The following is a 19,354-nucleotide window of genomic DNA, read 5'->3' on the forward strand; positions in this document are numbered from 1 at the left end:
GGTTACGCATGTCGCTCAAAGTCGCCCTTCAGATGGACCCCATTGCGCCGATCAACATCGACGCGGATAGCACGTTTCGTATCGCCGAAGAGGCGCAGAAGCGCGGGCATAGCCTGTTCTATTATACGCCCGACCGGCTGTACTGGCTGGATGGTAAGGTCATGGCGCGTGGCTGGCCGTTGGAGGTGCGTCGGGTAAAGGGAGATCACTTCACCCTGGGCGATGAGATTGATGTCGATCTGGGTGAGTTCGATGTGGTGTGGCTGCGCCAGGATCCGCCGTTCGACATGGGTTATATCACCACGACCCATCTGCTGGAGCGTGTTCATCCCGGCACGCTGGTGGTGAATGATCCATTCTGGGTGCGCAACTTCCCCGAAAAGCTGTTGGTGTTGCAATTCCCCGATCTGATTCCGCCGACCATGATCGCGCGTGATCTGGGGGCCATTCGCGCCTTCAAGCAAGAGCATGGCGATGTGATTCTCAAACCGCTTTACGGCAATGGTGGCGCCGGGGTGTTCCGGCTTGACCCCAATGATCGCAATCTGGCGTCGCTGCACGAGCTGTTCACCGGCATCAGCCGCGAGCCGCTGATCGTGCAAAAATTCCTGCCGGATGTGTCGAATGGCGACAAGCGGGTGATCTTGGTCAATGGCGAGCCCGTGGGCGCGATCAATCGCGTGCCCCAGCCTGGCGAGACCCGGTCGAACATGCATGTGGGCGGGCGCGCAGAGAAGGTTGAGCTGACGGCTCGCGACCGCGAGATCTGCGAGGCCATCGGCCCTGTGCTGCGCGAACATGGGCAGATTTTCGTCGGGATCGATGTGATCGGTGATTACCTGACCGAGATTAACGTGACCTCGCCCACCGGCATTCAAGAGCTTGAGCGTTTCGATGGCACTAACACTGCCGAAAAGATCTGGCAGGTGATTGAGGCCAAGCGCGCGGTATGAGCCTGCGCCGGCATCTGTTGAACGGGTCTTTGCGGCTGTTCGAGCGCCCGCATCTGGCCCGGGTCAAAGGCCCCAACAAGATGCGGCGGGCTTTCAACATGAAGGCGCGGTTTTGGTTTCGCGCGCCCGGTGGGTCGCGGTTCAAGGAGGATCGTCTGGGCGACGTGCCGGTCACATGGGCACAGGGGCCCGGCGCCATGAGCGACGCGGTGATCCTGTATTTTCATGGGGGCGGCTATGTCATGGGTTCGGCCCGGACGCATCGCGCCATGCTGGCCACTTTGTCGGAAATGGCCGGGGTGCCGGCCTGTCTGCCCGATTACCGGCTCGGCCCCGAACACCCATTCCCCGCTGCGTTTGACGATGCGGTCGCTGCCTATCGCGGCTTGCTGGCGCGCGGATTTCGCGGCGATCAGATCATTCTGGGCGGGGACAGCGCCGGCGGTGGTTTGGCGCTGGCGCTCTTGGCCGAGATCTGCCGGGCAGGCATGCCGCAGCCTTTGATGAGTTTCGCCTTTTCGCCGCTGACCGATCTGACGATGACCTCGGCCTCGCTTCGCGACAATGCCCGCCGCGAGGTGATGCTGCCGCCCGAGCGTATGGCCGAACTGCCGCGTGATTACCTGAACGGGGCCGATCCGCGCGACCCGCGTGTTTCGCCACTGTATGGCCGGTTCGACGGGGCGGGGCCGGTCTATCTGACGGCCAGCACGCATGAGATACTGCTGGATGACAGCCGCAACATGGCGGCGCGTTTGCAGGAACAGGGCGTCAAAGTGCGGTTGCATCTGGAAAATGGACTGCCGCATGTCTGGCAGCTGTTTCACAACATTCTGCCCGAGGGGCGGCGCAGTCTGCACCGGCTGGCGGCGCAGATCCGGGTGCGTATTGACCCTAGCTGCGCAGAGCCAGACGAAAGCTGACCGCCTCGGCCACGTGCGGTTGGCGCACCTCATCTGATCCGTCGAGATCGGCGATCGAGCGTGCCACCCGCAATACCCGGTGATAGCCCCGTGCCGACAGGCCGAACCGCTCGGCGACGCGGGTCAGCAGGGCGCGGCCCTCGGCGTCGGGGGTGGCGATTTCCTCTAGCAGGCGGCCCTCGGCATCGGCGTTGCTGCGCAGGCCCAGCCCGTCGAACCGAGCGGCCTGGATGGCGCGGGCGGCGGCGACGCGGTCGGCCACGGTGGCCGAGCTGTCGCCGCTTTCGGGCAGGTCGAGATCGGCAAAGGCCACGGGCGGCACCTCGACCCGCAGGTCGAACCTGTCCATCAGCGGGCCGGAAATGCGGCCCATGTAGTCGTCGCCGCAGGCGGGAGCGCGCGAACAGGCGCGAGCCGGGTCGGCCAGGTGGCCGCAGCGGCAGGGGTTGGCCGCCGCCACCAGCAGAAACCGGCAGGGATAGCGCATATGGGCGTTGGCGCGGGCGACGACGACCTCGCCGGTCTCGATCGGCTGGCGCAGGGTTTCCAGAACGGGGCGCGCGAATTCGGGGAATTCGTCCATGAACAGCACGCCGTTATGGGCCAGGCTGATCTCGCCCGGTTTGGCGCCGCGCCCGCCGCCGACGATGGCCGCCATGGATGCGGTGTGATGCGGTTCGCGAAACGGGCGCTGGCGCGAGATGCCGCCATCGGACAAAAGCCCGGCCAGCGAATGGATCATGGAGGTTTCCAGCGCCTCGGCCGGGGTCAGGGGCGGCAATATGCCGGGCATGCGGGCCGCAAGCATCGACTTGCCCGCGCCGGGCGCACCGATCATCAGCATGTGGTGGCGCCCGGCGGCGGCGATTTCCAGCGCCCGCTTGGCGCGTTCCTGACCTTTGACATCGCGCAAATCGCGAGAGGCATCGCCCTGTTGCACCTCGCCGGGGGTGGCGGGTTCCAGAGGTTTCTGGCCGCTGTAGTGCTGGATCACCTCGGCCAACGATCCGGCTGCAAAGACCTGCGTGCCACCGACCCAGGCGGCCTCGGCGCCGCAGGCGAGGGGGCAGAGCAGCGCGCGGTCAGACTCGGCGGCGGCCATGGCGGCGGGCAGGGCGCCGATCACCGGGATCAGCGAGCCGTCCAGCGACATCTCGCCCAAGGCGATGGTTTGTTCGACATCCTCGCGCGGGATCACGTCGATCGCCGCCAGCAGCGCCAGCGCGATCGGCAGGTCGAAATGCGAGCCCTCTTTGGGCAGGTCGGCGGGCGAGAGGTTGACGGTGATGCGTTTCGACGGCAGCGCCAGCGCCATCGAGGACAGCGCGGCGCGGACGCGGTCGCGGGCTTCGGACACGGCCTTGTCGGGAAGGCCGACGATGGAAAAGCTGGGCAGCCCGGCGGCGACGGCGCATTGCACCTCGACCAGGCGGGCCTCGACCCCTTCGAATGCCACCGTGTATGCGCGCGAAACCATGCTGCCTCTGCCCGTTTGGTTAACGGGTAGAGGCAGAAGGTTTACGAATGGTAAATATGGCCGCGATCAGGCCGGGCCGGGCCAGTCGCCATGCGGCAGATCAAGCATGTAATCGGGGTGCTCGACATAGGGCTGGGCCAGGCCCTCGGCCCGCCAGCGGCGGAATGCCGGGTCGGCCAGATGCGCGGCGACATAGGCGGCGGCCTGCGGGCCCACCGGCAGGCCATATCCGGCCACCCGGCCTGCGACCGGCGCAAAGAACACATCGGCCAGGCTGTACCGCCCGAAGAGCCACGGGCCATCGCCGCCAAAGCGGGCAAAGGCATCGGCCCAGATCGTTTCCAGCCGCGCCAGGTCATTCAGCACCGCCTGCGACGGCTGAAAGCCCTGCCAGGCGCGGGCCAGGTTCATCGGGCAGGCGCTGCGCAGCGCGGTAAACCCGGCATGCATTTCCGACGCCAGCCAGCGCGCCCGCATCCGCGCCGCCGGGTCGGCGGGCCACAACCCGGCCTCGGGGTGGCGTTCATGCAGGGTTTCGGCCATGGCCAGGGTTTCGCCGACCACCTCGCCCTCGGGCGTGCGCATCACCGGCACCTGCCGTGCCGGGGCCAGCGGGGACATGTCCTGGGCGAAGGTGCCGGAGTAAAGGCCGACCTCGTGAGTTTTTGCGGGAATGCCGAAATTTTCAAACATCAGCCAGCCGCGCAGCGACCAGCTGGAATAGGTTTTGTCGGCTATGAAGAGATCATAGGTCATGGCCTGTAAATACCTGATTTCATTTCGCGATAATAATGAAATTCCGTGAGTTGAAGGATCAGAAATCCTGATGGGACGGCCCCGTTTCACATGATTGTTTTGATCCGCTGTCATGGCTGTTGCGTAGACCTTTCAAACCCTTTCGGGGGCGGCTGACGACACCCATGCGAGGAAACCCAATGGCACTGGACGGTTTTGACCCTCATCTGACCCGCCGCGCGATGCGGGCCGAAATGCTGGATGCTGAGACCGAGCGCGCGCTGGCCTATGCCTGGCGTGACCGGCGCGACAAGCAGGCGCTTGACCGGCTGATCACGGCCTATATGCGGCTGGCGATTTCCATGGCGGTCAAGTTCCGCCGCTATGGCGCGCCGATGAATGACCTTGTGCAAGAGGCCAGCCTGGGCCTGATGAAGGCGGCCGACAGGTTCGACCCGGATCGCGGCGTGCGGTTCTCGACCTATGCGGTGTGGTGGATCAAGGCCAGCATCCAGGATTACGTCATGCGCAACTGGTCGCTGGTGCGCACCGGCAGTACCTCGCCGCAGAAATCGTTGTTCTTCAATCTGCGCCGGGTTCAGGCGCGGTTTGAGCGCGAGGCCGCCGCGCGGGGCGAACAGCTTGACCAGCATCAGTTGCGCCAGATGATCGCGATGGAAATCGGCGTGTCGCTGGCCGATGTCGAGACCATGCAGGGGCGCTTGTCGGGCGGGGATTATTCGCTGAACGCCCCGCAGAACACCGATGATGGCGCGCGCGAGTGGATCGATGTGCTGGAAGATGAGGCCCCTCAGGGCGCCGATCATGTCGAGCTGCGCCATGATACCCGCCAGCTGCGGACCTGGTTGATCCACGCCATGGCCGACCTGAACGAGCGCGAGCGTCATATCATCACCGAGCGTCGGCTGCGCGACACCCCCCGGACGCTGGAAAACCTGGGGCAAGAGCTGAGCCTGTCGAAGGAACGCGTGCGCCAGATCGAGGCGGCGGCTTTTGACAAGCTGCGCAAGAGCCTTGAAGCCCGAAGCCGCGAGGTGCATCACTTTCTCTCATGAGAAAGCTTGCCCTGATGATCGCCGCGCTGGTGCCCCTGCCGCTATGGGGCGGCCAGATCGACGCGGATGATTTGCGTCATCTGCCCCGCGCCGATGTGGTGGTGCTGGGCGAGGTGCATGACAACCCCGTTCACCATGAAAACCAGGCGGCGGCCGTGGCGTCGATCGCCCCGGCCGCGCTTGTGTTCGAGATGCTCGATGCCGCTCAGGCGGCGCGGATCACGCCCGCCTTGCGCGGTGATGCGGATGCGCTGGGCGCAGAGCTGGGCTGGGCCGACAGCGGCTGGCCCGATTTCGCACTCTATTACCCGATCATGGCCGCCGTTCCGCAGGCCCGCATCTATGGCGGGGCCGTGCCGCGCGCAGATGTGCGCCGGTCTGTGTCCGAGGGCGCGGCGGCGGTGATGGGGGGCGATGCGGCGGCATATGGGTTGGATCTTGCTTTGCCGGCCGAACAGCAGGCGGCGCGCGAGGCCTTGCAGCAAGAGGCCCATTGCAATGCCCTGCCGCCCGATCTGCTGCCCGGTATGGTGCAGGCCCAGCGGCTGCGCGATGCGGCGCTGGCGCTGGCGGTCGATCAGGCGCTGCGCGACACCGGCGGGCCGGTGGCGGTGATCACCGGCAATGGCCATGCGCGCACCGATTGGGGGCTGCCGGCGGCGCTGCGGCTGGTGCGGGCGGATGTGTCGTTGCTGGCGGTGGGGCAGTTCGAAACCGACCCCGGCGCGGACGCACCTTATGATCTGTGGCTGATCACCGCACCTGCCGAACGCGAAGACCCCTGCGCCGGTTTCACCCGATAGGGCGCTTGTGCCACCGCGCCCGGCGTCCTAGGAATGAGGCAGGAAGCGGCAAGAGGTGGCCCATGCTGTCTGGCAAACGAGTGTTGTTGATCATCGGTGGCGGTATCGCGGCCTTTAAATCACTGGATCTGATCCGGCGCCTGCGCGAGCAGGGCGCGACCGTCGTGCCCGTGCTGACCAAGGCGGCCGAGGAATTCGTGACGCCCCTGTCGACCTCGGCGCTGGCGGCGGAAAAGGTGTATCGCGATCTCTTTGATCTGACCGACGAGGCCGAGATGGGCCATATCGAGCTGTCGCGCGCCGCCGATCTGGTGGTGGTGGCGCCCGCGACGGCCGATCTGTTGGGCAAGATGGCGAACGGGCTGGCGAATGATCTGGCCTCGACCCTGCTGATGGCGACCGACAAGCGGGTGCTGGTCGCGCCCGCTATGAATGTGCGCATGTGGGAACACCCTGCCAACCAGCGCAACGTCGCGACCCTGCGCGGCGATGGCGTGTTGTTTATCGGCCCCGATGAGGGCGAGATGGCCTGTGGTGAATTCGGCCCCGGCCGCATGTCCGAGGTGCCCGAAATCGTTGGCGCCGTGATTGCCGCGCTGGCCGATGGGCCGCTGCGGGGCAAGCATGTGGTGGTGACATCGGGCCCCACGCATGAACCGATCGACCCGGTGCGTTATATCGCCAACCGGTCTTCGGGCGCGCAGGGCACCGCGATTGCGCGGGCGCTGTCGGCGCTGGGGGCCGAGGTCACGTTTGTCACCGGCCCCGCCGATATCGCCCCGCCTGCGGGCGTGCGGGTGGTCAGGGTGCAGACCGCGCGCCAGATGCTGGAGGCCGTGCAAGGCGCGCTGCCCGCCGATGCGGCGGTGTTCGCGGCGGCTGTGGCCGACTGGCATGTCGCCAATGAATCGGGCCGCAAGATGAAGAAAACCCGCGAGGGCCTGCCCGTGCTGGAGTTCGCCGAGAACCCCGACATCCTGGCCACGGTCAGCCAGATGGGGCAGGGGCGTCCGGGCCTTGTGGTGGGCTTTGCCGCCGAAACCGATGACGTGATCGCCCATGCCACCGCCAAGCGCGACCGCAAGGGCTGTGACTGGATCGTCGCCAATGACGTGTCGCCCGCCACCGGCATCATGGGCGGGTCTGAAAACGCTGTGACCGTGATCTCTGGCGACGGCGCCGAGGACTGGCCGCGCATGAGCAAGGACCAGGTCGCCGCGCGGCTGGCCGCCAAGATCGCCGAGGCGCTGACATGACCCCCGCCATTGCCGTTGTGCTTGAAGACTGGGCCGACACCGCCTTGCCGCTTCCTAGCTATGAAACCGCCGGTGCCGCCGGAGCTGACCTGCGTGCCAACCTGCCGCCCGATGACCGCGCAGCGGGTCTGACCCTGGCCCCGATGGAGCGGCGCATCATCCCCACCGGGCTGCGCGTGGCGATCCCCGAAGGGTTCGAGATGCAGATCCGCCCGCGTTCGGGGCTGGCGCTGAAACACGGGATCAGCCTGCCCAACACGCCCGGCACGATCGACAGCGATTATCGCGGGCCGCTGGGGGTGCTGCTGATCAATCTGGGCGATCAGCCGTTTCACATCGCCCATGGCGACCGCATCGCGCAGGCGATCGTGGCGCCGGTGGTGCAGGCGCGGTTCGCGCTGGCGGATCAACTGGGCGATACCGCGCGTGGTGCGGGCGGGTTCGGATCTACCGGGCAAAGCTGATGCTGTACGTCTTTTTCCTTGCTGCGATGCTGTGGGTCATCGGGCGCATCATGGGCGCACCGGCGCGGGCGCGCTGGTTGATGATCGCGGTGCTTTATGTGGCGGTGCTGATCGTGCAGATCCTGTTTCCCGAGGGCCACGCGCTGCGTCAGGCCACGGGGGGTCGCAAAGAGGTCTGGCTGATCCTGGGCATGGTGGCCGTCGTGATTTGGGGCTATCGCCAGCTGCTGGGCCGGCTGCACCAGAATGCGCAGCCGGCTGTCGAGACCCCGAAACAGGGCACATTTTCCGAGGCCGAGCTGGAACGCTACGCCCGCCATATCGTGCTGCGAGAGGTCGGCGGGCCGGGGCAAAAGGCGCTGAAGAACGCGCGGGTGCTGGTGATCGGGGCAGGGGGGCTGGGCTCGCCCGCGCTGCTCTATCTGGCGGCGGCGGGCGTGGGCACGATCGGGGTGGTTGATGACGACGTGGTTGATGCCTCGAACCTGCAACGCCAGATCATCCATTCCGACGCCAAGATCGGCGTGCCCAAGGTGTTTTCGGCCGAGGACAGCCTGCGCGCGCTGAACCCTTTCGTCACCGTCCACCCCTATCACCGCCGCCTCAGCGAAGAGGATGCGCGCGAGCTGTTTGCCGACTATGACCTGATTTTGGACGGCACCGACAACTTCGACACGCGCTACATGGTCAATCGCGTGGCGGTGGCGCTGGGCAAGCCGCTGATCTCGGCGGCGATCACCCAGTGGGAGGGGCAGATCAGCCTCTATCATCCCGCCGGTGGCGCGCCCTGCTATCAGTGCATCTTTCCGCAGGCCCCCGCCCCCGGCCTGGCCCCGCCCTGCGCCGAGGCCGGCGTGATGGGCGCGCTGCCCGGCGTGGTCGGGTCGATGATGGCGGTCGAGGCGATCAAGGACATCACCGGTGCGGGGCAGTCGCTGCGCGGACGGCTACAGATCTATGACGCGCTTTACGCCGAAAACCGGCAGGTGCGGCTCAAGCCCGATCCGGCCTGCCCGGTCTGCGGCGGCTGATGCGCTGGGCCGGGCACGGCGTCATTGTTCTGCTGCTGACCGTGGTGACACAGCTTGGCGGGCTGGCGTGGCTCATCGCGCTGATGACGCGGCGCAGGCTGGTGTCGTTCGTTCTGGCCTATGGTGTTATCTGGATGGCGGCGTATGCGCTTGCGCCAGTGACAGGTCGCGTGCCCTTGCCGTGTCTGCAAGAGCCTTTGCGGATGCAGTCGCCAGCCTATTGCGTGCTGATGCGCAACTACGTCTCGCCCGACCTGGCCGATGCCGCCCATCGCGCCGCCCGTCAGGTGGCCGAGGCCTATCCCGACACTGTCACCTTGGCGTTGGATGGCGGTTTTCCGTTCCTTGACGGGTTTCCATTGTTGCCGCACCTGTCGCATGCCGATGGCGACAAGCTGGATTTTGCATTCTACTACACCGATCCTGGCGGGCACTATCTGCGCGGCAAGACCCGCTCGCCCATCGGATATTGGGCCTTTGAAACGCCCGAGGCGCAGATATGTCCAAACCGTCGATGGACGCTGCGCTGGGATATGCGGGCGCTGCAACCCCTGTGGCCAAACCGCCCGATCGAGACCGCGCGCACGCGGGTCCTGATCACGGCATTGATGACGGATCCACGTATCACCAAGCTATTCGTCGAACCGCCGCTGGCCCAACGCCTGGGCGTTCAGGGGGCCAAGCTGCGGTTTCAGGGCTGCCGTGCCGCGCGGCATGACGATCATATTCACGTGCAACTTTAACCACGCGGCGGGTATTTCCCCGGCCCGTCTGGACCTTTGCGCGGCGCGCCCCTAGCTTGCCGTGCAAAGGAGTTTCCGCATGACAAATCCGCTGTTGGCCGACTGGTCCACCCCGTTCGAACTGCCGCCGTTTTCGGACATCAAGGATGATGATTTTACCCCGGCCTTCGAGACCGCGCTGACCGAGGCGCGGGCCGATATCGCGGCGATTGCGGATAACCCCGAGGCCCCTGATTTTGCCAACACGATTGATGCGCTGGAACTGTCTGGCAAGCGGCTGGACCGGGTTTTGGGCGTGTTTTATTCGCTGGCGGGCGCCGACAGCAACCCCGCGCGCGAGGCGTTGCAGCGCGATTTCGCGCCCAAGCTGGCCGCCTATTCGTCCGAGATCACGATGAATGCGGCGCTGTTCGCGCGCATCGATGATTTGTGGCAGCAGCGCGATGATCTGGGCCTGAGCGATGAACAGGCGCGGGTGCTGATGCTGACCCGGCGCGGGTTCGTGCGGGCGGGGGCGCAGTTGCAGGGCGCGGCGCGTGACCGGCTGCGCGAGATCACCGCGCGGCTGGCGGTTCTGGGCACGCAATTCACGCAGAACCTGCTGGCGGATGAGCGCGAATGGTTCATGGAACTGTCCGAGGCCGATCTTGAGGGCCTGCCCGGTTTCGTCGTGGCCGCGGCAAAGGCCGCAGGTTCGGAAAAGGGTGCAAATGGCCCGGTTGTCACCCTGTCGCGGTCCTTGATTGTTCCATTCCTGCAATTCTCGCCCCGGCGCGAATTGCGCGAAAAGGCCTATCAGGCGTGGACGGCCCGTGGCGCCAACGGGGGCGAGACCGACAACCGGGCGCTGGCCGCCGAGACCCTGGCCCTGCGTCAGGAACGGGCCCAGTTGTTGGGCTATGACGATTTCGCCAGTTTCAAGCTGGAAACCGAAATGGCCAAGTCGCCCGACCGGGTGCGCGAGCTGTTGATGGCGGTCTGGGGGCCGGCCAAGGCGGCGGCCGAGGCGGATGCGGACAAGCTGCAGGATATGCTGCATGCTGATGGCATCAATGGCCGGCTGGAACCGTGGGATTGGCACTATTACTCCGAGAAGCGCCGCAAGGCCGAGCACGATTTGGATGAGGCCGAGCTGAAGCCCTATCTGCAGCTTGACCGGATGATCGAAGCGGCGTTCACCTGCGCGAACCGCCTGTTCGGGTTGAGCTTTGCCCCGCTGGGCGCGCCGATGTATCACCCCGATGTACGGGCCTGGGAGGTCACGCGCGATGGCCGTCATGTGGCTGTGTTCATCGGTGATTATTTCGCGCGCGGCTCGAAACGGTCGGGGGCGTGGTGTTCGGCCAGCCGCTCGCAAAACCGGCTGGCGGGTGAGGTCACGCCGATCGTGCACAATGTCTGCAATTTTGCCAAGCCCGCGCCGGGCGCGCCTGCGTTGCTAAGCTATGACGACGCGCGCACGCTGTTCCATGAATTCGGCCATGCGCTGCACCAGATGCTGTCGGACGTGACCTACGATTCCATCTCGGGCACGTCGGTGGCGCGCGATTTCGTGGAACTGCCCAGCCAGCTGTACGAGCATTGGCTGGAAGTGCCCGAGGTTTTGGCAGAGTTCGCCACCCATGCCGAGACCGGCCAGTCGATGCCGCGCGATATGCTGGATCGGCTGCTGGCGGCGGCGACATACGACATGGGGTTCCAGACGGTGGAATACGTGGCCTCTGCGTTGGTTGATCTGGCATTCCATCAGGGCGCGGCGCCGTCCGACCCGATGGCGAAACAGGCCGAGGTTCTGGCCGAGATCGGCCTGCCGCACGCGATCCGCATGCGCCACGCCACGCCGCATTTCGCGCATGTGTTCTCGGGCGACGGGTATTCGTCGGGCTATTACAGCTACATGTGGTCTGAGGTGATGGATGCTGATGCCTTTGCCGCCTTTGACGAGGCGGGCGGCGCGTTCGATGCCGATACTGCCGCGCGGCTAGAGGAATTCATCCTGTCCAAAGGCGGATCGCAGGATGCCGAGGCGCTGTATCTGCAATTCCGGGGCCGGATGCCGGGGGTCGAGGCTCTGTTGAAAGGGCGCGGTCTGATCGCCGCCTGAGAACGTTATTCTTCTTTCAGCGCGGGCGCGTGCGGTGGCTTGAAAACCGCGCGCGCTCGTTTTGATTGAGGGGGGATCTCTCGGCGAAAGGCCGTTGTGCATTTGTGGACGCATTCTTTCTGTTCATGGCCGTCGGTTTTTTCGCACAGCTGGCCGATGGCGCGCTGGGCATGGGGTTCGGTTTCATTTCCTCGACCATCCTTTTGGGGCAGGGGGTTGCTCCGGCGCTGGTCTCGGCCTCGGTGAACGCGGCCAAGCTGCCGACCGGCATTGTGGCGGCAGTGTCGCATCATCTGAATCGGAACACCGACTGGGCCTTGGCGCGGCGCTTGGCGCTGTGGGGGGTGATCGGCGGGCTGGCGGGGGCGACGGTTCTGTCGTTTCTCAAGGCGCCGCTGCTGACGCTGGTGATTTCAGCTTATCTGATTTTCATGGGGGCGCTGATTGCCCTGCGCGGTTTGCGCGGCGCGGCGCCGCGGGTGATCGGTGCGGGGCGAAATCGGCTGATCGGGGCCTGTGGTGGCCTGATCGAAGGGATTGGTGGCAGCTGGGGGCCGGTCGTCACCTCGTCGCTGTTGGGCAGCGGTGTGGCGCCGCGCGTGGCAATCGGCAGTTCGGCCTTTGCGGAGCTGGTTGTTTCGGGGGCGGTGTTTGCCACGCTGGCGGTGACGTTTTCGGCCGGTATCTGGGGGCAGCATGTGAACTGGGCGCAGGCCGGGGCCTCGGTCGCGGGGCTGATCTGTGGCGGGCTGCCTGCGGCGATGCTGGGTGGCAAGCTGGCCCGCCACGCGCCGCGCCGGACGATCACGGTGATCGTGGGGCTGATGGCGATGGTTATCGGGGCGTTTCGTCTGGCCGAAGTGGTCGGATGACACGCCTACCAGTGCGGCGGTTTCTGATCGGCCAGCGGGATGGACCCGCTGTCGGACATCTCGCGCTCGGCCTCGCGTTCCATCAGCATCCGCACCCGGTTGGTCAGGCGCGCGATTTCATGCGACTGGCCGGCCACCACATCAGACAGATCGTCCACTGCCGCGCGCAGATGGGCGATTTCTTCTTCCAGGCGGGTGATGCGTTCGTCGGTCATAGGGTTCTCATAGCGCATTCATCGTAATTTCACAGGGTGAAAATCAGCCTCGCCTTGCCCCGGCGCGCCCCATCCGCTATGCCCCGCGCGAAGTTGTAACAACGGACCCAGACCATGGCCAAGGACAAGAAACCCCGGCGCCCCAAGGCCGAGACGCCCAAGGGCTTTCGCGACTATTTCGGCGCGGACGTGACCGAGCGCAAGGAAATGCTCGACACGATTGCCGGGGTCTATCATCGCTATGGGTTCGATCCGCTGGAAACGTCGGCCGTGGAAACGGTCGAGGCGCTGGGGAAATTCCTGCCCGATGTCGACCGCCCCAATGAGGGTGTGTTCGCCTGGCAAGAGGATGACAGCGACTGGGTTGCGCTGCGCTATGACATGACGGCGCCGCTGGCGCGCGTGGCCGCGCAGTTCCGCAACGATCTGCCCAGCCCCTATCGCCGCTATGCGATGGGGCCGGTGTGGCGTAACGAGAAGCCGGGGCCGGGGCGGTTCCGCCAGTTCTATCAATGCGATGCCGATACCGTGGGCGCGCCCACCGTCGCCGCCGATGCCGAGATATGCGCGATGCTGTCCGACACGCTAGAGGCCGTGGGCATTCCGCGTGGCGATTACATCGTGCGGGTGAACAACCGCAAGGTTCTCGACGGTGTCTTGGAGACTATTGGCCTCACGGAAGATGATCACGAAACGCGTGCAGCCGTTCTGCGGACTATCGATAAGTTCGACAAGGTAGGTAGAGAGGGTGTGCTACAGTTGTTGAAGGAAGGCCGCCGAGATGCCTCCGGAGCCTATATCGAAGGTGTAGGTCTGTCGGAGCAGCAAGCCGAGGGCGTTTGGAATTTTCTGTCGTCCACCGGTGACGATAACTCTGAGACTCTGGCGTTGCTCAGCCAAGTTATTGGGGATTCCGCGATTGGTGGGGCGGGCCTTCAAGAGCTGGAGGATATGTCGAAGCTGCTGGCCGCTCTGGGGTATGCGGAAGATCGGATCAAGATTGATTCAAGTGTCGTGCGCGGTCTTGGCTATTACACCGGCCCCGTGTTCGAGGCCGAGCTGACCTTTGAAATCCTCGACGAAAAGGGCCGTCCGCGTCAGTTCGGCTCGGTCGCCGGGGGCGGGCGTTATGACGACCTGGTGAAACGCTTTACCGGTCAGGCCGTGCCCGCGACGGGCGTGTCGATCGGGGTTGACCGCCTGCTGGCCGCGCTGCGTGCCAAGGGCCGCATGGGCGGCGTCGATCGCGGCCCGGTGGTGGTGACGGTAATGGATAAGGCCCGCATGGCCGAGTATCAGGCCATGGCGACCACGCTGCGCAACGCGGGTATCCGGGCCGAGGTCTATCTGGGCAACCCCAAGAATTTCGGCAACCAGCTGAAATATGCGGACAAGCGCAATTCGCCCGTGGCGATCATCCAGGGCAGCGACGAGGCCGCGCGCGGTGTCGTGCAGGTCAAGGATCTGATCCTGGGCGCCAAGATCGCCCAAAGCGCCAGTCTGGAAGAATGGAAATCCCAGCCTGCCCAGTTCGAAGTGGCGCTGGATGACCTGGTGGCCGAGGTCTCGCGCATCATCGACGGGGCCGGGCAATGATGGGTGAATCGGCGGTTCGCGCGAAATCTGAACAGTTGTTCAATTACTTTCAGGCCGCCGGCGCGCAGCCTGTCGAAACCGATATTCTGCAACCGGCCGACACGCTGTTGGACCTTTACGGCGAGGACATTCGCGGCCGCGCCTATGTGACCTCGGATCCGCTGCAGGGCGAGGTCATGCTGCGCCCCGATTTCACCGTGCCGGTGGTGCGCATGCATATGCAGAACGGGGCCGAGCCCGCGCGCTATACCTACATGGGCAAGGTGTTTCGCGCGCAGGAACACGAGATGGGCCGCGACAATGAATATTTTCAGGTCGGGTACGAGGTGTTCGACGGCACCGATCCCGTTGCCGCCGATGCCGAGGTTTTCGCGCTGATCGCCGAGGCATTGCTGCCGCTAAAACTGCGCGCTGCGACGGGGGACTTTGCCGTGCTGCTGGCGGCGGTCAACGGGCTGAACACCACCGATCGCCGCAAGGCCGCGCTGCGCCGGCATCTGTGGCGCCCGCGCCGGTTCCGGGCGCTGCTGGACCGGTTCGGCGGCCGCAAGCCCGAACCCGAAAGCCGGGTGCGGATGCTGGCCGAGGCCACGAAAGACGGGGTTGCGGCGCTGATGGATCGTGCCGGTCCCGAGGTCGGTCTGCGCAGCCGGGCCGAGGTCGAGGCGCGTATCGCCGCCTTGCAGGAAGACGCCGCCGCGCCGGCCATCTCGGCGGGTGAGCTGGAGATCCTTGATACGATTATCGGGCTGCGGGAAACGGCGCCCAATGCGCTGGAACATTTGCGCGATATCGCGGTTGATCTGCCCTCGATCCTGCCAGCGGTGCAGCGGATCGAGCGCCGCCTGACGGCGCTGGATGCGCGCGGCATCGACGTGTCGTCGCTGGATTTCGAGGCCAGCTATGGCCGCACCACGATGGAATATTACGACGGGTTCGTGTTCGGGTTTTATGCCGAAACCCGCCCCGATCTGCCGCCGGTGGCCAGCGGCGGGCGCTATGACGCGCTGACGCGGGTGCTGGGGCAGGGGCGGTCGATTCCGGCTGTAGGCGGTGTGATCCGCCCGGCCGAGGTTCTGACCCTGACGGAGGGTGCACAATGACCCTGAAACTGGGTGTGCCGTCCAAGGGGCGGCTGATGGAAAAGACCTTTGACTGGTTTGCCGAGCGCGGCGTCAGCCTGCGTCGCACCGGGTCGGAACGCGAATATGCCGGCGCCGTCGAGGGTGTCGAAGGCGTTGAGCTGGTGCTGCTGTCGGCGGGTGAGATCCCGCGCGAGCTGGCTGCCGGGCGCATCCAGATGGGCGTGACCGGGTCGGATCTGGTGCGCGAGAAAATCGCCGATTGGGATGACAAGCTGCGCGAGCTGGCCCCGATGGGGTTTGGCCATGCCGACCTGATCATCGCGGTGCCCAAGTTCTGGGCCGATGTGGAAACGCTGGACGATCTGGATGCGGCCGCTGCGGCCTTCCGGGCCGAGCATGGGTTCCGGCTGCGGATCGCGACCAAGTATCACCGCCTGGTGCGGGAATTCCTGCGCGAGGCTGGTGTGGCCGATTATCAGTTGGTCGACAGCCAGGGCGCGACCGAGGGCACGGTCAAGAACCTGACCGCCGAGGCGGTGGCGGATATCACCTCGACCGGCGAGACGCTGCGCGCCAACCATCTGAAGATCTTGTCGGATGGGTGCATTCATCAAAGCCAGGCGACGCTGTTCCGCGGTCGTCGCGCGGGGTGGAGCGACGCGATGCGGGCCGATTTCGCGGCGCTGATGATGCGGTTGGGGATCGAGACCTGATTGCGCGCGCGTTCCGCGCGCAGGGGTCTTGTCTCGCGGCCCTGTCGGGCCGCTCGGGTGCCTCCGGCGGAGGTATTTTCACCAAGATGAAAGGGCGTCAGCGGATGCCGATTTCGGCCAGAGCGGCCGAGAGCGCGGGGGGCAGGCTGTCTTCGCTGGGGCGTGTGCGCGGCAGGTCGGGCGGGCTGTCGCCAGGGGCGAGGTAGCGCCAGCCCTGGAACGTGCGGCGCGGGGCCGGGCGGGTTCGGACCAGTTCGGGGTCGAGTACGATGCCGCAGCGGCGGATGCCGTCGGCGCCGATGACCTCGTCGAGGCGCAGGATGCGCTGGCGGGCCAGAATCACCCCTTTGAAGACCCAGTAGAGCGAGCCGCCATTCAGCAACTCGGCCTCGCGTTTGGGCCACATGCGGGTGACATGGCGGTTGGCGGCCTCGGGATTTTCGGCCTGTCGGGCGCTGCGCCAGGCGATCAGGTCTTCGACGCTGTCGGCGCCGACGCAGAGTTTCACGAGATTGGTGTAGTTATCCACAGATTCATCCCCAAGATGGTCATATATGGTAGTGCCTTGGGCGAAATCTGCAATCTGTTGTGCCCTTTTTCTTGTCGGGGGCTGGGGCTGGGGCTATTCTGTATCTCCGCTGAAATAGAGGACCGCGCCGATGACCCGTTTTTCCGCCCCCATTGCTGAACAGATCTGGGATATGAAGTATCGTCTCAAATCGTCCGATGGGGCCCCGCAGGATGTCACGGTCGAGGACACTTGGCGGCGGATCGCGCGGTCGCTGGCCTCGGTCGAGGCGGACCCGGTGGAATGGGAAGCAAAATTCTATAACGCGCTGGAAGATTTCAAATATCTGCCGGCGGGCCGGATCACGGCGGGTGCCGGCACGGCGCGCAGTGTGACGCTGTTCAACTGTTTCGTCATGGGCACGATTCCCGACAGCATGGGCGGGATTTTCGACATGTTGAAAGAGGCCGCTTTGACCATGCAGCAGGGTGGCGGCATCGGCTATGATTTCAGCACGATCCGTCCGCGTGGCGCTGACGTGAAAGGCGTGGCCGCCGATGCCTCGGGGCCGTTGTCGTTCATGGATGTGTGGGATGCGATGTGCCGCACCATCATGTCGGCGGGCAGCCGTCGCGGCGCGATGATGGCGACGATGCGCTGCGATCACCCGGATATCGAGCAATTCATCACCGCCAAGCAAGACCCGGCGCGGCTGCGCAATTTCAACCTGTCGGTGCTGGTGAGCGATGATTTCATGGAGGCCGTCAAGGCCGATGGCAGCTGGGATCTGAAGTTCGAGGATACGATCTATCACACGGTCGAGGCCCGCGATCTGTGGAACAAGATCATGCGCGCCACCTATGATTATGCCGAGCCGGGCGTGATTTTCATCGACCGCATCAACCAGATGAACAACCTGTCCTATTGCGAAAGCATCGCCGCGACCAACCCCTGCGGCGAGCAGCCGCTGCCGCCTTATGGCGCGTGTCTACTGGGCTCGATCAACCTGGCGCGGCTGGTGACCAACCCGTTTGAGGCCGGGGCCGAGCTGGACCCCGCCGCACTGGATGATCTGGTGCGCATGGCGGTGCGGATGATGGATAACGTGGTGGATGCCTCGCGTTTTCCGCTGCCGCAGCAGGCCGAAGAGGCCGCCAACAAGCGCCGGATCGGGCTGGGTGTCACCGGGCTTGCCGATGCGCTGCTGATGCTGGGGCTGCGCTACGGCAGTGACGAGGGTGCCGCCCAGACCGAGGCCTGGATGAAGCAGATCGCGCGCGCGTCCTATCTGGCGTCGGTCGATCTGGCCAAGGAGAAGGGCGCCTTCCCGCTGTTCGATGCCGATAAATACCTGGCCTCGGGCAACATGATGCAGATGGATGACGACGTGCGCGATGCGATCCGCGAACATGGCATCCGCAACGCGCTGCTGACCTCGATCGCGCCGACCGGCACGATCTCGCTTTACGCGGGTAACGTGTCCTCGGGCATCGAGCCGGTCTTTGCCTATGCCTACAAGCGCAAGGTGCTGCAAAAGGATGGCACCCGGACCGAGGAAGAGGTGGTCGATTACGCCGTGCAGATGTGGCGTGACAAGTTCGGCGACACGCCGCTGCCCGACTATTTCGTCAACGCCCAGACGCTGGCGCCGCAGGACCATGTGAAAATGCAGGCCGCCGCGCAGAAATGGATCGATTCCAGCATTTCCAAGACCATCAACTGCCCCGAGGACATCAGCTTTGACGCGTTCAAGGATGTCTACATGCAGGCGTTCGAGACCGGCTGTAAGGGCTGCACCACCTATCGCCCGAATGACGTGACCGGCAGCGTGCTCAGCGTGTCGGAAGAGACCGAAAAGACGCCCGAGGCCGATACCGGGGCCGAGGTTGTCTATATCTCGGAACCGCTGGACCGGCCGCAATCGCTGGAGGGTCATACCTACAAGCTGAAATGGCCCGACAGCGAGCATGCGATCTACATCACCGTCAATGATCTGGTGATCAACGGCCACCGCCGCCCGTTCGAGGTGTTCATCAACTCGAAGAACATGGAGCATTACGCCTGGACCGTGGCGCTGACGCGGATGATCTCGGCGGTGTTCCGGCGCGGGGGCGATGTGTCGTTTGTGGTCGAAGAGCTGAAGGCGGTGTTCGATCCGCGCGGCGGGGCCTGGATGCAGGGCAAGTATATCCCGTCGATCCTGGCGGCCATCGGTGGCGTGATCGAGCGGCATCTGGTCTCGACCGGGTTCATCGCGGGCGAGGGCATGGGCCTGAAATCCGACCCGCAGGCCGAACGCATGGCCGTGGGCGAAACCCCGCGCGGCAAGGCTTGCCCGTCTTGCGGTCAGTATGACATGCGCATGGTCGAGGGCTGCATGACCTGCGGCAGCTGCGGCCATTCGAAATGCGGCTGACCGTTTAGCGCGGCAAAGTTCCGGATGTGGCGTGTCACGCGACATGACCTAAACGTTTCAAAGGGTCATTCTGGCAGGTGGCAAGAGAAAACAGCCTCGGATTTCGTCCGGGGTTGTTTGCATGTCTGACTGGGGCTGACGATCGAGATTGCGCTGGGATGAAGACATTATCAGGCGTTGATACGATGGCGGACTGCTGTAGGTGCGACCGGCCCCAGGTTCGATTGCCAGACCGGACATCCGATATGCCGCCAAGCGCGTTCATACTGACCGATGTGCTGCCCAACGCGCCCTCGGCCGCTGTCAGGGTTTTCGCTACGTCCTCTACCTGATTGATGATGAACGCCTTCCGCGCCTTTCCCGCCCGGGAGTCGATGCGGAGAA

The 19,354-nt window shown here is 65.0% G+C and carries 18 protein-coding genes; 14 read left to right on the forward strand and 4 right to left on the reverse strand.

Features of this window, described 5'->3' with window-relative positions:
- Nucleotides 1-8: 8 nt before the first annotated feature.
- Together gshB and OE856_RS11630 are read left to right on the forward strand one after the other, a co-directional pair.
- Nucleotides 9-953 carry a glutathione synthase gene (gene gshB, locus OE856_RS11625; RefSeq protein WP_263716294.1) on the forward strand — a complete coding sequence of 315 codons (945 nt, stop codon included), beginning with the start codon at nucleotides 9-11 and terminating at the stop codon, nucleotides 951-953.
- Entirely contained in the window at nucleotides 950-1,876 is a 927-nt protein-coding gene (locus tag OE856_RS11630) for an alpha/beta hydrolase (RefSeq protein ID WP_263716295.1), read from the forward strand. Before gshB ends, OE856_RS11630 begins: the two co-directional genes overlap by 4 nt.
- Here the strand turns inward: OE856_RS11630 and OE856_RS11635 are convergent.
- Together OE856_RS11635 and OE856_RS11640 are read right to left on the reverse strand one after the other, a co-directional pair.
- On the reverse strand, nucleotides 1,848-3,353 hold the full coding sequence (locus tag OE856_RS11635) for a YifB family Mg chelatase-like AAA ATPase (RefSeq protein WP_263716296.1): 1,506 nt from the start codon (nucleotides 3,351-3,353) through the stop codon (nucleotides 1,848-1,850). The two genes, OE856_RS11630 and OE856_RS11635, sit on opposite strands and share 29 nt — an antisense overlap.
- A 66-nt stretch (nucleotides 3,354-3,419) precedes the next feature.
- Complete coding sequence (locus OE856_RS11640; RefSeq protein WP_263716297.1) at nucleotides 3,420-4,109, reverse strand: glutathione S-transferase; 690 nt, start codon at nucleotides 4,107-4,109, stop codon at nucleotides 3,420-3,422.
- A gap of 179 nt (nucleotides 4,110-4,288) precedes the next feature.
- Here OE856_RS11640 and OE856_RS11645 point away from each other — a divergent pair, with 179 nt between their 5' ends.
- The 8 genes from OE856_RS11645 (at nucleotide 4,289) to OE856_RS11680 (ending at nucleotide 12,437) form a co-directional block, all read left to right on the forward strand.
- Nucleotides 4,289-5,164, forward strand: coding sequence for an RNA polymerase factor sigma-32 (locus tag OE856_RS11645; RefSeq protein ID WP_263716298.1), 876 nt, complete (start codon nucleotides 4,289-4,291; stop codon nucleotides 5,162-5,164).
- Nucleotides 5,161-5,967, forward strand: coding sequence for a ChaN family lipoprotein (locus OE856_RS11650; RefSeq protein WP_263716299.1), 807 nt, complete (start codon nucleotides 5,161-5,163; stop codon nucleotides 5,965-5,967). Before OE856_RS11645 ends, OE856_RS11650 begins: the two co-directional genes overlap by 4 nt.
- Before the next feature lie 62 nt (nucleotides 5,968-6,029).
- Nucleotides 6,030-7,223, forward strand: a complete 1,194-nt coding sequence (gene coaBC, locus OE856_RS11655; protein ID WP_263716300.1) for a bifunctional phosphopantothenoylcysteine decarboxylase/phosphopantothenate--cysteine ligase CoaBC — start codon at nucleotides 6,030-6,032, stop codon at nucleotides 7,221-7,223.
- Nucleotides 7,220-7,687: a dUTP diphosphatase gene (gene dut, locus OE856_RS11660; RefSeq protein ID WP_263716301.1), complete on the forward strand. Its 468-nt coding sequence runs from the start codon at nucleotides 7,220-7,222 to the stop codon at nucleotides 7,685-7,687. Before coaBC ends, dut begins: the two co-directional genes overlap by 4 nt.
- Nucleotides 7,687-8,718, forward strand: a complete 1,032-nt coding sequence (locus OE856_RS11665; RefSeq protein ID WP_263716302.1) for a HesA/MoeB/ThiF family protein — start codon at nucleotides 7,687-7,689, stop codon at nucleotides 8,716-8,718. The genes dut and OE856_RS11665 overlap by 1 nt, the downstream gene beginning before the upstream one ends.
- A complete protein-coding gene (locus tag OE856_RS11670) occupies nucleotides 8,718-9,461 on the forward strand; it encodes a hypothetical protein (protein WP_263716303.1) in 744 nt (247 codons plus the stop codon). Before OE856_RS11665 ends, OE856_RS11670 begins: the two co-directional genes overlap by 1 nt.
- Before the next feature lie 79 nt (nucleotides 9,462-9,540).
- Nucleotides 9,541-11,565, forward strand: coding sequence for a M3 family metallopeptidase (locus OE856_RS11675; protein ID WP_263716304.1), 2,025 nt, complete (start codon nucleotides 9,541-9,543; stop codon nucleotides 11,563-11,565).
- 125 nt (nucleotides 11,566-11,690) lie between these two features.
- Nucleotides 11,691-12,437 (forward strand): sulfite exporter TauE/SafE family protein, encoded by a 747-nt coding sequence (locus OE856_RS11680; RefSeq protein ID WP_263716305.1) that lies wholly within the window; start codon nucleotides 11,691-11,693, stop codon nucleotides 12,435-12,437.
- A 5-nt stretch (nucleotides 12,438-12,442) separates the two neighbouring features.
- Here the strand turns inward: OE856_RS11680 and OE856_RS11685 are convergent, their stop codons facing one another.
- Entirely contained in the window at nucleotides 12,443-12,652 is a 210-nt protein-coding gene (locus tag OE856_RS11685) for a SlyX family protein (RefSeq protein WP_263716307.1), read from the reverse strand.
- A gap of 114 nt (nucleotides 12,653-12,766) precedes the next feature.
- On the opposite strand from OE856_RS11685, the gene hisS reads away from it, so the two are divergent.
- The 3 genes from hisS to hisG are packed head-to-tail and all read left to right on the forward strand — an operon-like array spanning nucleotide 12,767 to nucleotide 16,046.
- Entirely contained in the window at nucleotides 12,767-14,248 is a 1,482-nt protein-coding gene (gene hisS / locus OE856_RS11690; protein WP_263716308.1) for a histidine--tRNA ligase, read from the forward strand.
- Complete coding sequence (locus OE856_RS11695; protein WP_263716309.1) at nucleotides 14,245-15,351, forward strand: ATP phosphoribosyltransferase regulatory subunit; 1,107 nt, start codon at nucleotides 14,245-14,247, stop codon at nucleotides 15,349-15,351. The genes hisS and OE856_RS11695 overlap by 4 nt, the downstream gene beginning before the upstream one ends.
- Nucleotides 15,348-16,046: an ATP phosphoribosyltransferase gene (gene hisG, locus OE856_RS11700; RefSeq protein WP_263716311.1), complete on the forward strand. Its 699-nt coding sequence runs from the start codon at nucleotides 15,348-15,350 to the stop codon at nucleotides 16,044-16,046. The genes OE856_RS11695 and hisG overlap by 4 nt, the downstream gene beginning before the upstream one ends.
- A gap of 97 nt (nucleotides 16,047-16,143) precedes the next feature.
- Here hisG and OE856_RS11705 read toward each other — a convergent pair whose 3' ends face one another.
- Nucleotides 16,144-16,575: a DUF1489 family protein gene (locus OE856_RS11705; protein WP_263716312.1), complete on the reverse strand. Its 432-nt coding sequence runs from the start codon at nucleotides 16,573-16,575 to the stop codon at nucleotides 16,144-16,146.
- Nucleotides 16,576-16,705: 130 nt separating this feature from the next.
- Here OE856_RS11705 and OE856_RS11710 point away from each other — a divergent pair, with 130 nt between their 5' ends.
- Nucleotides 16,706-18,970: an adenosylcobalamin-dependent ribonucleoside-diphosphate reductase gene (locus OE856_RS11710; RefSeq protein ID WP_263716313.1), complete on the forward strand. Its 2,265-nt coding sequence runs from the start codon at nucleotides 16,706-16,708 to the stop codon at nucleotides 18,968-18,970.
- Nucleotides 18,971-19,354 lie beyond the last annotated feature (384 nt).

Source organism: Actibacterium sp. XHP0104 (assembly GCF_025751515.1).
GTDB lineage: Bacteria > Pseudomonadota > Alphaproteobacteria > Rhodobacterales > Rhodobacteraceae > Actibacterium_D.

Coding starts and splice junctions, on each gene's coding strand:
- OE856_RS11710 (WP_263716313.1), top strand. CDS start 16,706: ATGACCCGTTTTTCCGCCCCCATTGCTGAACAGATCTGGGATATGAAG.
- OE856_RS11630 (WP_263716295.1), top strand. CDS start 950: ATGAGCCTGCGCCGGCATCTGTTGAACGGGTCTTTGCGGCTGTTCGAG.
- hisG (WP_263716311.1), top strand. CDS start 15,348: ATGACCCTGAAACTGGGTGTGCCGTCCAAGGGGCGGCTGATGGAAAAG.
- OE856_RS11645 (WP_263716298.1), top strand. CDS start 4,289: ATGGCACTGGACGGTTTTGACCCTCATCTGACCCGCCGCGCGATGCGG.
- OE856_RS11665 (WP_263716302.1), top strand. CDS start 7,687: ATGCTGTACGTCTTTTTCCTTGCTGCGATGCTGTGGGTCATCGGGCGC.
- hisS (WP_263716308.1), top strand. CDS start 12,767: ATGGCCAAGGACAAGAAACCCCGGCGCCCCAAGGCCGAGACGCCCAAG.
- OE856_RS11675 (WP_263716304.1), top strand. CDS start 9,541: ATGACAAATCCGCTGTTGGCCGACTGGTCCACCCCGTTCGAACTGCCG.
- OE856_RS11650 (WP_263716299.1), top strand. CDS start 5,161: ATGAGAAAGCTTGCCCTGATGATCGCCGCGCTGGTGCCCCTGCCGCTA.
- OE856_RS11695 (WP_263716309.1), top strand. CDS start 14,245: ATGATGGGTGAATCGGCGGTTCGCGCGAAATCTGAACAGTTGTTCAAT.
- dut (WP_263716301.1), top strand. CDS start 7,220: ATGACCCCCGCCATTGCCGTTGTGCTTGAAGACTGGGCCGACACCGCC.
- OE856_RS11670 (WP_263716303.1), top strand. CDS start 8,718: ATGCGCTGGGCCGGGCACGGCGTCATTGTTCTGCTGCTGACCGTGGTG.
- OE856_RS11680 (WP_263716305.1), top strand. CDS start 11,691: ATGGCCGTCGGTTTTTTCGCACAGCTGGCCGATGGCGCGCTGGGCATG.
- OE856_RS11640 (WP_263716297.1), bottom strand. CDS start 4,109: ATGACCTATGATCTCTTCATAGCCGACAAAACCTATTCCAGCTGGTCG.
- OE856_RS11635 (WP_263716296.1), bottom strand. CDS start 3,353: ATGGTTTCGCGCGCATACACGGTGGCATTCGAAGGGGTCGAGGCCCGC.
- OE856_RS11685 (WP_263716307.1), bottom strand. CDS start 12,652: ATGACCGACGAACGCATCACCCGCCTGGAAGAAGAAATCGCCCATCTG.
- coaBC (WP_263716300.1), top strand. CDS start 6,030: ATGCTGTCTGGCAAACGAGTGTTGTTGATCATCGGTGGCGGTATCGCG.
- gshB (WP_263716294.1), top strand. CDS start 9: ATGTCGCTCAAAGTCGCCCTTCAGATGGACCCCATTGCGCCGATCAAC.